Origin of the sequence: Sphingomonas aerophila, from assembly GCF_014199305.1 — a bacterium.
GTDB classification, from domain to species: domain Bacteria; phylum Pseudomonadota; class Alphaproteobacteria; order Sphingomonadales; family Sphingomonadaceae; genus Sphingomonas; species Sphingomonas aerophila.
On record NZ_JACIJK010000002.1, the window covers coordinates 132,590 to 145,794 of the forward strand.

At 65.4% G+C, this 13,205-nt stretch carries 10 protein-coding genes and 1 tRNA gene; 4 read left to right on the forward strand and 7 right to left on the reverse strand.

Going from position 1 to position 13,205, the window contains the following annotated elements:
- Positions 1 to 77: 77 nt before the first annotated feature.
- Positions 78 to 332: a hypothetical protein gene (locus FHS94_RS03395; protein ID WP_184054686.1), complete on the reverse strand. Its 255-nt coding sequence runs from the start codon at positions 330 to 332 to the stop codon at positions 78 to 80.
- Positions 333 to 509: 177 nt separating this feature from the next.
- On the opposite strand from FHS94_RS03395, the gene argJ reads away from it, so the two are divergent.
- Positions 510 to 1,730 (forward strand): bifunctional glutamate N-acetyltransferase/amino-acid acetyltransferase ArgJ, encoded by a 1,221-nt coding sequence (gene argJ, locus FHS94_RS03400; RefSeq protein WP_184054688.1) that lies wholly within the window; start codon positions 510 to 512, stop codon positions 1,728 to 1,730.
- Positions 1,731 to 1,739: 9 nt separating this feature from the next.
- Here the strand turns inward: argJ and FHS94_RS19335 are convergent, their stop codons facing one another.
- The 6 genes from FHS94_RS19335 to FHS94_RS03430 all read right to left on the reverse strand — a co-directional run bounded on the left by FHS94_RS19335 (position 1,740) and on the right by FHS94_RS03430 (position 8,728).
- A complete protein-coding gene (locus tag FHS94_RS19335) occupies positions 1,740 to 2,018 on the reverse strand; it encodes an N-acetyltransferase (protein ID WP_184054690.1) in 279 nt (92 codons plus the stop codon).
- A gap of 382 nt (positions 2,019 to 2,400) precedes the next feature.
- The gene (locus FHS94_RS03410) at positions 2,401 to 2,643 is read right to left on the reverse strand and encodes a hypothetical protein (protein WP_184054693.1); all 243 of its coding nucleotides are present in this window, start codon (positions 2,641 to 2,643) and stop codon (positions 2,401 to 2,403) included.
- A 125-nt stretch (positions 2,644 to 2,768) separates the two neighbouring features.
- Positions 2,769 to 2,842: transfer RNA gene (locus tag FHS94_RS03415), tRNA-Gly, on the reverse strand.
- A 462-nt stretch (positions 2,843 to 3,304) separates the two neighbouring features.
- A complete protein-coding gene (locus tag FHS94_RS03420) occupies positions 3,305 to 4,717 on the reverse strand; it encodes a sulfatase family protein (RefSeq protein ID WP_221234523.1) in 1,413 nt (470 codons plus the stop codon).
- 119 nt (positions 4,718 to 4,836) lie between these two features.
- A complete protein-coding gene (locus FHS94_RS03425; protein WP_184054695.1) occupies positions 4,837 to 6,255 on the reverse strand; it encodes a sulfatase-like hydrolase/transferase in 1,419 nt (472 codons plus the stop codon).
- A gap of 4 nt (positions 6,256 to 6,259) precedes the next feature.
- Positions 6,260 to 8,728, reverse strand: a complete 2,469-nt coding sequence (locus tag FHS94_RS03430; protein ID WP_184054697.1) for a TonB-dependent receptor — start codon at positions 8,726 to 8,728, stop codon at positions 6,260 to 6,262.
- A 251-nt stretch (positions 8,729 to 8,979) separates the two neighbouring features.
- Here FHS94_RS03430 and FHS94_RS03435 point away from each other — a divergent pair, with 251 nt between their 5' ends.
- Genes FHS94_RS03435 through FHS94_RS03445 form a run of 3 tightly spaced genes read left to right on the forward strand, consistent with a single transcriptional unit; the run spans position 8,980 to position 13,182 of the window.
- Positions 8,980 to 9,627, forward strand: a complete 648-nt coding sequence (locus tag FHS94_RS03435) for an ABC transporter ATP-binding protein (protein ID WP_246348335.1) — start codon at positions 8,980 to 8,982, stop codon at positions 9,625 to 9,627.
- A complete protein-coding gene (locus FHS94_RS03440; RefSeq protein WP_184054701.1) occupies positions 9,620 to 12,130 on the forward strand; it encodes an ABC transporter permease in 2,511 nt (836 codons plus the stop codon). Before FHS94_RS03435 ends, FHS94_RS03440 begins: the two co-directional genes overlap by 8 nt.
- The gene (locus FHS94_RS03445; RefSeq protein WP_184054703.1) at positions 12,130 to 13,182 is read left to right on the forward strand and encodes a lipocalin-like domain-containing protein; all 1,053 of its coding nucleotides are present in this window, start codon (positions 12,130 to 12,132) and stop codon (positions 13,180 to 13,182) included. The genes FHS94_RS03440 and FHS94_RS03445 overlap by 1 nt, the downstream gene beginning before the upstream one ends.
- The last annotated feature ends 23 nt before the right edge of the window (positions 13,183 to 13,205 follow it).

Consider the following 13,205-nt stretch of genomic DNA (forward strand, 5'->3'; position numbering starts at 1 on the left):
TGAGCGGCAGGCATGGGATGCCCGCGAAAATAGACCAGTGCCGACAAGCGGCCGGCAGGACAGCATAGCGTCAGTCGCTATTCGCGGCGGCGCTGTCCAAACGCGGGTACAGTAGCGAGCGGAGCAAAGGGCCGCTCCGCGGAGGTCGGCAACAGGCTGAGTCCAGGCCACCCCTGTGCGGGCCTTGCCACCTTTGTTTCGGCATATGCCTTCAGCACACGGGCGGCACTAACCACCTGCTCCTGCGCTGCGGCAGTCTGCGCCGGCCGCACGCCAGTGATCGCGCCGGTGAGCGCGGTCAGGAAGGCAGACAGGAGGAGAAGAAGATTCATCGGCGGCCTGTTCGTGGACATAGGAAGCTGAGGCGCGTCAGTCCACCACCATCGAAGGGATGGCGACGCCTTCTCACGTTCCGAACCTGCGCAATGGGCCGCAGCCCTGTCGCCGATCGGTATTCAACCACGCGACACGCCGATTGCCACCGTGTCTGCCGGGATTATGGGAACCGTATGAACACCTCGCCCCTTGCTCAAGCCTTCCCCGAACTCCCGGCGATCGAGGGTGTCACCCTCCGCGTGGCGCGGGCGCGTTACAAGGAATGGGATCGTTGCGACCTGACCTTTGCGGAACTGGCCCCGGGCACGTCGGTCGCGGGCGTCACGACGCAGAGCCGCTGCCCCTCGCCCGAGGTGGAATGGTGCCGCAAGGCCTTGGTTCTGGGGCAAGCGCGCGCGCTGGTGGTCAATGCCGGCAACTCGAACGCTTTCACCGGTGATCGCGGGCGCGCCGCTGTTGAAGCAATTGCCGCGCGCGCCGCCGGACACCTCGGCTGCCAGCCGTCAGACGTGTTCGTCGCGTCGACCGGCGTGATCGGCGTACCGTTGCCGATCGACAAGGCGGAAGCCGGGTTGGACGCGGCCTTTACGGCTCAACCATGCGATTGGCGCGCCGCCACCGACGCGATTGGCACAACCGACACCTTCCCCAAGGCAGCGGTGACACGCGCCATCGTGGACGGGAAAACGATTACGCTGGTCGGGATCATCAAGGGTTCGGGAATGATCGCTCCGGACATGGCGACGATGCTCGGCTTCGTCTTCACGGACGCGGCGATCGAGCCAGCTTACCTCCAACGGGCGCTGACCGCCGCGAATGAGGCCAGCTTTTCCCGCATTACGGTGGATAGCGATACCTCTACTAGCGACACGGTGCTTGCCTTCGCCACGGGTGCAGCCGGCAATGCTACAATCACGGCAGACGAAGACGCCGGCGCCGATGCGTTCCGGGCCGCGCTCTCCGACCTTTGCCTCCAGCTTGCGCATCTAGTGGTCCGCGATGGGGAGGGAGCGACCAAGTTCATCCAGGTCGACGTCCAAGGAGCTGAGAGCGACCGGTCGGCGCACCGGATCGCGATGAGCATCGCCAACTCGCCCCTCGTCAAGACGGCCATCGCCGGCGGCGATGCCAATTGGGGCCGTGTGGTAATGGCCGTCGGCAAGGCCGGCGAACCAGCGGAGCGCGACCGGCTAGCCATTCGATTCGGCGCGACACAGGTCGCCCGCGACGGACTAGCAGTGCCGGACTATGACGAGGCACCGGTGGCCAAGCACCTTCGCGGACAGGAGATCGAGATCGGTGTCGACATTGGCCTGGGCGATGGTCGCGCAACGGCGTGGACCTGCGACCTGACGCACGGCTACATATCGATCAACGCTGATTATCGCAGCTGAGCAGGTCAATCAGCCGAGTAGGTCGCGCTCCTCGGGATGTCGTTCGATATAAGCCGCAACGAACGGGCATTGCGGTACGACCCGCAATCCGCGCTTGCGCACATCGGACAGGGCTGCTGCGATCAGGCGGCTGCCGATCCCCTGCCCTTCGAGACGCTCCGGCACGACTGTGTGAGTGAACACCACTCGGTCACTGGCCAGCTCGTACGCGGCAATGGCGACATCACCGTCGACCGGCAATTCATAGCGCTGCTCGGCCTCGTTGTTTCGGACAGCGGCCCCGGTCACGCTGCCAATTCCGCAACAGCGTGAACGGCAGGAGCTTTGCCACACTTCATGTAACGGGAATTGATAATGTAGCTGATCTGTGCGGACATGCTGCCTCCGGAACCGATCACTCAACTTGGCATTAGCGCCGACGTTCCACACTATACGTAAAGTGCGAAAAGCCTGCCCCGCTCACAAACGAAGATCTCAGCGCCCGCTTGGGTGAGCTCCAGCCAGGCCGCCGCCCGGTGGAGATCGTCTACACACGCCGCCAGGCTTTAGCAGTGTACCAAGCGGGACCAGACGAACCCGGCTGACCGGCCCAAACGTTGACGCACACGTCGATAGCACAAAAAAAGGGGGCCTGGCGGCCCCCTTTCGCAACCTCAAGCTGATCAAACGATTAGTTGCTGTCGCTGTTATCATCGTTGTCGGCAACGACCACAATTCCGACAACCACGGCAGCCGCCGCGATCAGGGCAACGATCAGGCCGCCACCAGCAAGCTGGTCCTTGCCCTTGACGCTGCTGGCGCGAACCGACTTCGCAACCGACAGGCTAGCAGCGGGATTAGCCGGCGCTGCGAGGGCAGGAGCGGCGGCAAGCGAAAGGGCGGCAGCAGCCGCAAACATGTTAACGATCTTCATCGAAGCACTCCCAAGTATCGCCTAATAACTTGCACACGAAACGACGTTCCGCAAGTGCGAAGGAACACGACACGCATTCCGTTTATAGAGGCCGCTTGGCCTGAGCGGCCGAGGTAAGCCGAACCTGGAGCGGGTGAAGGGAATCGAACCCTCGTCGTAAGCTTGGGAAGCTTCTGCTCTACCATTGAGCTACACCCGCTGAACAACGGCTCAGCGCTGTTTTGGCCGCCTGCGGCTCCCGGTCTACAATCCCGGTCACGGTCCGCATGCGATGTGTCGGCCAACTGCCACGTTTTCGGCGGTGGCGTCAACGTACATACGACGCATCAGCCCCAACCCTGGCGATCCGCCGCATGGCTAGCTCGATCTCATGAGCAATGGTGGCGTCGGTACCTTACGTCTGCGCAGAAGGTATATCGGCTGAGTGCACTTAGCAGAACGGCCGGACAGCACCGTTGTCCACCTTGGCCACCACGCTCTGAGCGCCGCTACTACGCCGGTCGCGACGATAGTGGTCATTAAAGAAACAGCGCGAAAGTCCGGCCGGACCACGCCGCCAAAGTCCGCCGGTGTGCCCATGTCCGGCTCACTCCGCCGGCCGCTTACGTCCCAGCCCGCGCTGTTGGTCAGGCGTGCAGCGGTGCCCTGGCAGGAGGGTGTGTTATGTCCCCGGCGGACGAAAGAAGCGCGGCGGAAACGGTGCCTGCGCCGGCCCCTTTGGATCGCGTAACTCATTGCGCTCGCCAGCGTCTGCGCTGAGCGGGATCTGCATGCCGCCGGTTTCTTCCAGCAAGCGGAATAGCTTGGCACTCATTCGTTCGGCCAACTCTTCATGCCCAGGGCGCGCGAGAAGGTTATTGTTTTCGTTCGGGTCGGTAGCGAGGTCATACAACTCGTCCACGTCCCAGATGCCGTGAAAGTGGACATACTTGTACCTGTCCTCACGGAGCGCATGCACGGTTGGCGTCTGCGGGAAGTTGCGCTCCCAATAATATTCATAGATCAATTCGGTGCGCCAAGGTGCTTCTTCGCCACGCGCCAATGGCAGCATATCAGCGCCCGCTAACCCATCTGGCGCCACCAAGCCGGCGGCGGCGAGCATCGTCGGCGCCACGTCGATGTTGGCGACGACCTGGCTGACCTCTCCCGGCCCGAAAAGCGATGGGCAGCGCATCAGCATCGGCACGCGCATCGACTCCTCATATGCCGCGCGCTTGTCGATCAGGCCATGTTCGCCAAACATGAAGCCGTTGTCGCCCATGTAGAGGATCAGCGTGTCGTCGAGTTCGCCGCGCCTGGCCAGCAGGTCCATGATCCGCGCCAGCCCTTCGTCGACCGCGAGCAGGGTTTCCATGTACCGCTTGTAATAATCACCCACGTCCAGCGTACCGTGGTACGGATAGCCGACGCCGTGCCAACTATTACGTTGGTTCTCCACCCACATCGGCCGGCCTGGCACCTTGGGCCTCATGCTATCGGGATACCGGAAGGTCTGGTTGGTGTAGCGGCCCTTGTGCCGTTCGGCCGGAATGAACTCGGAATGCACCGCCTTGTGCGCCAGGTGCAGCATCCACGGCCGCTTGCCCGATCGTTTCCCGATCCAGTCGAGCGCATAATCGGTGAGTTCGTCGGTTATGTAGCCCCTTTGCGGAACCTTGGCGCCATCGACGTTGAGCCCGTTCGGGCCGGGCAAGTAGTCCCCCTGCCCTTTGAAACTGACCCAGCGATCGAACCCCGGCTGCGGCGTGTCGGTCTCCACGCCCATGTGCCACTTGCCGATGAGCGCGGTCTCATATCCGGCGGCGCGAAGATATTCTGGGTAATAGATCAGGCCGGGCGGGATCGGGTGGTTGTTGTCCACCACGCGGTGCTGGTGTGCATACAGGCCGGTGAAGATCGATGCGCGGCTGGGCGAGCAAAGTGCTGTTGTCACGAAAGCGTTGCGGAAGTGGACGCCCTCGCGCGCCAGCCGATCGAGCGTTGGCGTGTCGCCAAAGCTTTGCGCCTTCATGAACCCCATTGCGTCGTACCGGTGGTCGTCGGTCAGCACGACCAGAATGTTCTTCGGCCGCACGCCGTGTCTACGCCTGAGCTTTAACCGCTTCGGTGCGGGCGCCGCTGCTCCGGCCGCCCAGCTGTAAAGGCCGAAAGCACCGCCTGTGCCGGCCAGGAGCACGCCCCGGCGATCAACAGTCACTGATGCTGGCCCATGTGGGAATAAGGGTCGGTTTGCCCGGCCAGCCACGGATCCTTGGTTGCAGCACGGGTCGCTCGCAGCCGTTCCGCGAGTTCGGCCTTGATCGTCGCAAGCGCCGGATCGGCCGCGACGTTCACTAGCTCGTCCGGATCGCGCGTGAGATCATAGAGCTCTTCCGCGGGCCGCTGAAGATACGCCGCCTGGGTCCGACGCCCGAGCCGAATAGCTGGGTCCGCGCTGATCGCCTTCCATGATGGTGATCCTGCAACGTCGCCCGCGATCGGGTACGGCAGTTGCCAGGCGAGATTGAGAATATAGCTGTGCGTGCGGGTGCGGATGGCCCGCATCGGATAATACTGATTGATCTCGTGAAAGTCGTGGCTCGCGAACACCGCATCGCGGCTCGGGTCGCCGCTCTTTCCCATGATCGGGAGCAGCGACTTGCCCGAGAGCCGATAGGCAGCGGGAGGCGCCACGCCCGTCCAGTCGAGCACGGTCGGCGTAATGTCGGTCCAGCTTACCAAGGCGTCGTTCACCGCTCCGCCTATGCCGGCCGCGCGAATGATCAGCGGCAGGTGCAACCCAGGATCGTACAGGTTGGTCTTGGCGCCCGGAAACGGTCGGCCGTTGTCGCTGAGGAAGATCACCAGGGTCTCGGCGTCGCGGCCAATATCGGCGAGGTCGTCCAGGATCATGCCGACGCCCGCATCCAGGCGGCTCAACGACTCGTAATAGTCGGCAAGGTCCTGCCTGACCGCGGGCAGGTCCGGCAGGTGCGAGGGGATAGCGACACGACGGGGATCATAAGCGACCGGCTTCACGCCGGGCCATGGACGGTCGTTGCCATAGTCCACCGCCGCGCGATGCGGGTCGCTATACGCAACCGTCACAAAGAACGGCCGATCATCGCTCGACCGGATGAAGCTGGATGCCGCGATCGCCAGCTCTCGCACGTCGCGGATGCCCGATCGCTCGGGCACCAGCTCGACCTCGTAGGGAAAGGCGCTGTCCGGCCCGACATGCTTCTTGCCGACCAGCGCCGTCGCATAGCCTGCGCGGCGCAGCAGCGAGGGCAGCGTCTCGATGCCGGGTAGCAACGACTGGTGATGGACGTCGTGCTGGAGCCCGTACATCCCGTTCTGGTGAGTGTAGAGGCCGGTATTGATCACCGCCCGGCTCGGGCTGCACGACGACACCGCTGCGAACCCTTGCGTAAAGCGAGTGCCGGCGCGCGCCAGTGCGTCGATCCGGGGCGTTCGAATGGGCACACCGTAACAGCCGAGGTCGAGCCCCTGGTCGTCGGAAACGAGCAGCAGGACGTTGCGACGCTTCGCGCCGCCCTGCGCCATGGACGCAGAGGCGACAGACACCGCCGCCGCCCCCGCCATCCCCCTCAGAACATCACGTCGGTCCATGCGATCAGAAATTCACCGCGGCGCTGAACCGGAAGGAGCGCCCGAGGATGGGACGCGCTAGGATCGGACCCGACCCCTGCCCGCCGATGATCCGCGGATTGCCCTCCGTCAGGCCGAGCTTATCGGTCAGGTTGTTGCCGGTGACCTGGAGCCGCAGTCGCTCTCCGATATCGACCGACACGCCGGCATCCAGCTGGTAGAAGTGCGGCAGCGTTTGCAGGTTCTCAGGGTCGGAGAAGCGGTTCCCGGTATATTGCAGCGTCGCGAACAGCGAGGGACGCAGGCCGCCGACCGGCAGTTCATAGGCGGGCGTCACCCGCCACATCCATTTGGGCTGACGCTGGACGCGGTTGCCGGTGTTGTCGATCGTGCCGTTGCCGGTGAAGAAGCCCCGGTACGTCGCGTCGAGCCAGGTGCCCGCCGCGGTCAGGCTGAAGCCCGCGAATGGCCGCAGCGCGCCCTCCACCTCGACGCCCGTCGCCTTGGCGCCGCCATTGGAACTGACCGGCACGTTGTCGATCAGCGTGGTGGTCGCCAGCCCGTCGAACTTGTTGTGGAATACGGTAGCGTACAGGTTCGCGATCTGGGTCGAAAGCTTCAACCCCGCTTCATAGGTGTCGACCTCGGCTCGTTGTGCCAGGCCCGTCTTGTTCGCGATGTTGGTGGCCGATGCTTCGCGCAGATTGTCGAACTGCGGGAAGCTATTGCCGCGGCTGTAGCGGACGTAAACGCCAAGTGATCGGGTAAAGTCGTAGTTCGCGCCTGCCGTCCATGACCACGCGTTATCGCGGTAGCGAATCGTTCGCGGACTGCCGAACAAGGTGACGGCGTTGTCGTACAGCGTGTTGACGTTGCCATCGAGGTTGACGGTGGGCCCCGAGGTTTGAAGCGTCGCGTCGACGCTGTGCCGCTGGTACCGGACCCCGCCATCGACCCTCAGCTCCGGCGTGATCTCCAGCTCGTCGACCGCGTAGAAGGCTGTGTCTTCGCCATCGTAATGCGCACGCACCTGGAACGCCGGGCCGCTGGTGAAGCCGCGCAGCGTCGCCTGTTGTGCCGTGCCGGCCGCATTGGTCAGGGTCAGGTTGAGCAACCGCGCGTTCGGAGTCCCGGTCAGCAGCACCTGATTACCCAGTGCCCACACGTCATACGACGTGTAATTGGTATAGAACACGCCGCCGGTGAGCTTGTTCGGCCCAGCCTTCCATTCCAACGCGGTGTCGGACACGAAGGACGAGATCTTCTTGCGCACTTCCCAGATGCCGGCGCGCAGCACCTGCGTGTCCGCGCCGGTCGAGACAGCGCCGCCGCCGTTGACGTAGCTGAGCCCGGTAAGCGTGGAGCCCGCACCGCCCAACGTCACCGCCATGGCGGACGCGCTGACCGGCGCCGCCACCGGCACCAGGCCCAGCGTGTCGGCGTGGCCGCCAAGATAGCTCGTCCGTTCGCGAAAGCGAAAGCCCTCGGCCAATTCGTAGTCGAAGGTGATGCCGGTGTTGATCACCTTGGCCCCGCGCCCTTCCGCCAAATCTACATCCCGGCCGACCAGCGTGGTGGTTCGCCGCGTCTCCGGCCCGTTCAGCGTGCCCTTGCCGCCGTCGAAGCCGGGGTATTCGCTGATCTTGCCGTCGTTCGACACGACCGGGATCGGTAGCAGCCACTGGCCGCGATCGTTGAGGTAGCGGGCATAAACCTCGACAAAGCTGTTGCCGTCGAAATCATGGTGGATATTGCCGGTGATCTGCCCACCCTTCTCGGCCCGATAGCGCGGATCGCGGATGCCGTTGCTCTGGGCGTAATAGCCGCCGACCATGAAGCCGGTGTCGCCGCCGAGCGGCCCCGAAATCCAGGCGTCTCCGCGGATCTCGTCGTAGTCGGTGTAGGATCCCTTGGCGAAGCCCTTGAACTCCGACCCTCCTATCCGCGGTACCACGTTCACCGTCAGGCCGGGCTGGCCGTTTGAGAAAAGTGCGCCTGTGCCGCCGCGCACCGCCTCCACGCGCTGCACCGTTTCGTCCAGGCGGATCAGCTGCGAGTTTTCGAGGAACGATAGCGTCGGCGGCGCGAAAATCGGCGTGCCTGCGAACTGGAAGGTGACGAACTGCGCGTCGCCTCCCGATGGGTAGCCGCGCACAAAGATGTTTGCGCCGTTCTGGCCGCCTGAACTTTCCGCCATGACGCCTGGGACCGTTCGGAGCAGGTCGGCCGTGCTGTTGGGCGCGGCGCGCTCGATCGCATCGTTGTTGAGCGTGGTGACAGCAAAGGCGGCATCCTGGCGTCGGGTGCCGCCACCGGCCGTACCCACCACCACGACGTCATCGCCCTGCGGCTCCGTCGTGTCGACCAGGCCTTTGTCCGGCTCCGCACGCTGTGCGCTGTCCGCCTCCTGTGCGGCGCCCGTCGTCTGAGCCGTGGCGGAAGCCGCGACCAGCAACGCTCCTGCCGCCGAGCCGATCGTCAATCCGCGGATCATCTTGCTCTGCATATGTCCGACCCCCTGCATCGCACGGCCGACGAGACCCATGTCCTCCGGTCCGCTGCAGGTGTATCGTGCCTGCGCGGCACTTCCGTCATGACGGGGAAAATACGTGCGTGCCGATCCGGCGTCCGCCGCGACATTCTTGCCACGATGGCGGTCAGCGCTGCTCAGATCACGACATCAGGCTCGGACCGAAGCGCATGCACGGTCGTTGAGCGACCATGCGGGCAATTGAGACGTGCGGCTTGGCCAAGACGGTGGGAATCGACCGCGAGCTGTTCACCGGCCTTTCGCTAACCGTCACGCCGGGTGAGCTCGTCGCGATCACCGGCGAGTCAGGCGTTGGCAAGTCGACCCTGCTTAACATGTTGGCCGGGCTGGACGACGCCGATGCGGGGGAGATCCGGATCGAAGGCGTCGCGCTTGGCCCCCTGAATGATGAGACACGCACCAAGCTCAGACGTGAGCGGATCGGCTTCGTCTTCCAGGCTTTCCACATCCTGCCTTATCTCACCCTGGAACAGAACGTGGCGCTGCCGCTTGCGCTGATCTCGCCAGACAGCGCCGCTGCCAAGGCACAGGCGGGCGTGGTGCTGGCGGAGGTCGGCCTCGGCGATCGCGGGCGTGATTATGCGCGCGACCTGTCCGGCGGCGAATTACAGCGGGTCGCCATCGCGCGGGCGCTGGTGCACCGGCCGGCAGTGATCCTGGCCGACGAGCCGACCGGCAATCTCGATCCTGAGACGGCGGGCCGCGTTCTCGACCTGCTTGCGCGTGCGGTGAAGTCCCGCGGGGCGGCCGCAGTAATCGTCACCCATTCGGCAGCGACTGCAGCGGTGGCTGATCGGGTGCTGATGCTCACCGCGCGCGGCCTGACGCCAATCGATGGCTGAGGCTGGGCTGCTTAGGTCCAGGCTGGCCCTTGCCTGGCTGGTTGCAGGCGAATGGCGCTGGCACCCGGGCCGTTTCGCCGCCACGGCCGTCGCCATCGCCGTAGGGGTCGCGCTCGGCTTCGCCGTTCATCTGGTGAACGGCTCCGCACTCGCCTCGTTCGAGCAGGCGGTGACGGGGGTGAACGGCGCCGCCGACCTGCAAGTCCGCGCACGAAGCCCACTCGGCTTCGACGAGCGGCTCTACCCGCGGGTTGCGACCGCGCCGGGCGTCGCCGACGCCAGCCCAGTTGTGCGCTTGTCTGCCAAAGCCGGACGCGCCCGGTTCGAGCTTCTCGGCCTCGACGTGATCCGGGCCGCAGCGGTGACGCCGAGCCTGGTTGGCGCGCGATCGAGCGGCCCCGATACGGGCAGTGACGACGTGTTCGCCGGCGACGCGCTCTTTTTGTCGCGTACCGCCCTGGCAGCAACCGGCGCACGGGTCGGCGAGCGGCTCCGGGTCCTTGCAAACCGTCGCGCGGTCAGCCTCCTTGTCGCGGGTACGCTGCCCGGAGTGCCCGACGGGCAGGCGATCGGAGCAATGGACATCGCCGGGGCGCAATGGTCATTCGGAAAGCTCGGCCGGCTCGATAGGCTGGACCTGAAGCTGGACGACCGTACCGCAGCCGATACGGCACTGGTTCGCCTACTTGGGGCCGAAGCGGTCGTGGCGACGGGAGAGACGGAGGCGCGGCAGGGCGATGCGCTCAGCCGGGCGTATCGGGTCAACCTCGACATGCTGGCGCTGGTGGCGCTGCTCACGGGAGGGTTCCTGGTCTTCTCCGCGCAGTCATTGTCCGTGACCCGACGATTGCGCGCCTTCGCGCTAGTTCGCACGCTCGGGCTGCCGAAACGCGGCATCATCGCTGCCGTGGCGCTGGAGGGCGCTATCATCGGCGTGGTCGGCGCGGCGATCGGGCTCGCAGTCGGCTACACCATGGCAGTGGCGGCGCTGCGACTGTTCGGCGGCGACCTCGGCGGCGGCTACTTCGCCGGAGGCACGGCGCGCGTCGTGTTCCAGCCGTTAGCTGCTGGGGCCTTTTTTGCGTTGGGTCTGGCGGCGGCCCTGCTCGGAAGCATCCTGCCAGCGCGCGCTGCGGCTCGTGCTGCACCGGCAGCAGCGCTGAAGAACGCGGGCGATGTCCTTGATCCACGCGCGCCCGTCCCCTGGCGGCCGGCGCTTCTCCTGCTGCTTGGCGGCGGTGTAGCGGCGCTGCTTCCTGCAATTAACGGTCTCCCGGTGTTCGGGTTCACCGCCATGGCGCTACTGCTCGCAGGCGGCGTCGTCGGTGTGCCTTGGCTCGTTCGGAGGCTGCTGTCGCCGTGGCAGGACCGCGACCTCGGCACGGCGCCCCGGCTGCTGGCACTTCGCCATGTCCATGGCGCCCCCGGACAGGCTGCAATAGCGCTCTGCGGCATCGTCGCGTCCACCGCCCTGATGATCGCGATGGCCACCATGGTGACGAGCTTCCGTGGCGCCGTGGACAGCTGGCTGGGACAGGTTCTGTCCGCGGACCTGTACATGCGTGCGGACGGCGGCGACCTTGATCCGGCCGCCCAGCAACGGATCGCGGCCACGCCCGGCATTGCCCGGGCCGCATTCAGCCGACAACTGCCCCTGACCATCGTACCGGACCGCCCGCCGGTGATCCTGATCGCGCGGCCGGTAAGCAGTAACGCGGGCGATCCGTCGCTGGTGCTGCTGGACAAGGCACCGGTGCCCGCACGCACCACGCCGGTGTGGGTTTCGGAACCTGCGGCATGGCTATACGGCTGGTCGCCGGGCAGCGACGTCGCATTGCCAATCGGCGGTTCGAGGCGGTTTCGCGTTGCCGGGATTTGGCGCGACTATGCCCGCCAGCAGGGTGCGATAGTGATACGCGATTTGGACTATGCCCGCCTCACTGGGGACAAGTTGCGCGACGAAGCGGCGATCACCGTTGCTCCAGGATTCCAAACTGACGTCGTGCGCCGCTCGCTGATGGCAAGGCTGCCGCCCGGGGTTGCTGTCACCGAACCGGCAACGCTGCGCCGTTTCGCGCTACGATTGTTCGACCGCAGTTTCGCGATCACATATGTGCTCGAGGCAGTGGCGATCCTGGTCGGGCTGGCGGGCGTCGCGGCCACCATGTCCGCGCAAACGATCGCGCGCAGCAAGGAATTCGGCATGCTGCGACATTTGGGGCTCACCCGACGGCAGATAACCGAGATGCTTGCGACCGAGGGCGCCCTGCTCGGGCTTATCGGCGCGGTTGCGGGCGTCGCGCTAGGCGCGCTGCTCGGGCAAGTGCTGATCCATGTCATCAACCCGCAGTCGTTCAACTGGACCATGGCCACGCGCTGGCCGTTCGGGACGATGGTCGGCGTCACAGCAGCGCTGGTTGGCGCGGCAACAATGACAGCGATGCTCGCCGGGCGGCGCGCAACCGCGTCGGACGCGGTCGCGGCTGTTCGGGAGGATTGGTGATGCGAGCGGTCCTCGCCGCCGTGGCTGTCGCCGGGATCGCCGCCGCTCCACCCTACCCCGTCGTGCGCCCAGGGATCCGCCTCAGCTTCCCGGTTGATCATGGCGCGCACCCCGCGTTTCGCACCGAATGGTGGTATGTAACCGGCTGGCTAAAGGGCGCGGATGGTCGCGACGTCGGCTTTCAGGTCACCTTTTTTCGCGTGAACCCGCATGCCGGCGCGAACAACCCGAGCCGTTTCGCGCCGCACCAGGTGATCTTCGCCCATGCCGCGCTGTCGGACCCAGCGCTGGGCCGCATCCTTCATGCCGAGCGCGCGGCACGAACCGGCTTCGGGTTGGCGGGCGCGGCAACCGGCACCGCGGCCGTGGGGCTGAATGGCTGGACTTTTCGCCGCCTATCCGACGGCCGATTCGCGAGCCGGGTGAGCGGTCGCGAGTTCTCCCTCGACCTTCGCTTTCGACCCACTCAGCCGCCGCTTGCCCAGGGCGAGAATGGGTACAGCCGCAAGGGGCCTAAACCTGAACAGGCGAGCTACTACTACTCGGTTCCGCACCTTTCGGTCGCGGGCACCGTTGCTCGCGCCGGCAAGGCGGAGCGGATGACCGGAGAGGCCTGGCTCGACCGCGAGTGGTCGTCCGACTACCTCGCCCCTGACGCATCCGGATGGGACTGGACGGGGCTCAACCTCGACGATGGCGGCGCGCTGATGGCATTCCGCATCCGCCGCAAAGGCGGAGGGGTGCTGTGGGCAGGCGGCTCGTACCGCCGACCTGATGGGCAGGTTATACGTTTGGCTCCCGGCGACGTGACGTTCACGCCAAAGGCGACGTGGCGCTCGGCGCGAACCGGTGCTCTCTATCCGGTGGCACAGATGCTGAGCGTCCGTCTCCCCGGCGGCGTTCGACGCTTTCCCCTTCAACCGATGTTCTCCGACCAGGAGGTGGACGCTCGTGCGGCCGGACAGCCCGTGTACTGGGAAGGCGCTGTTCGCACCATAACGGGCAGAGGGTACCTGGAACTGACCGGATATGCTGCCGACCTGAAATTGTAAGCCCTCGACGATTTTGGGGCAAT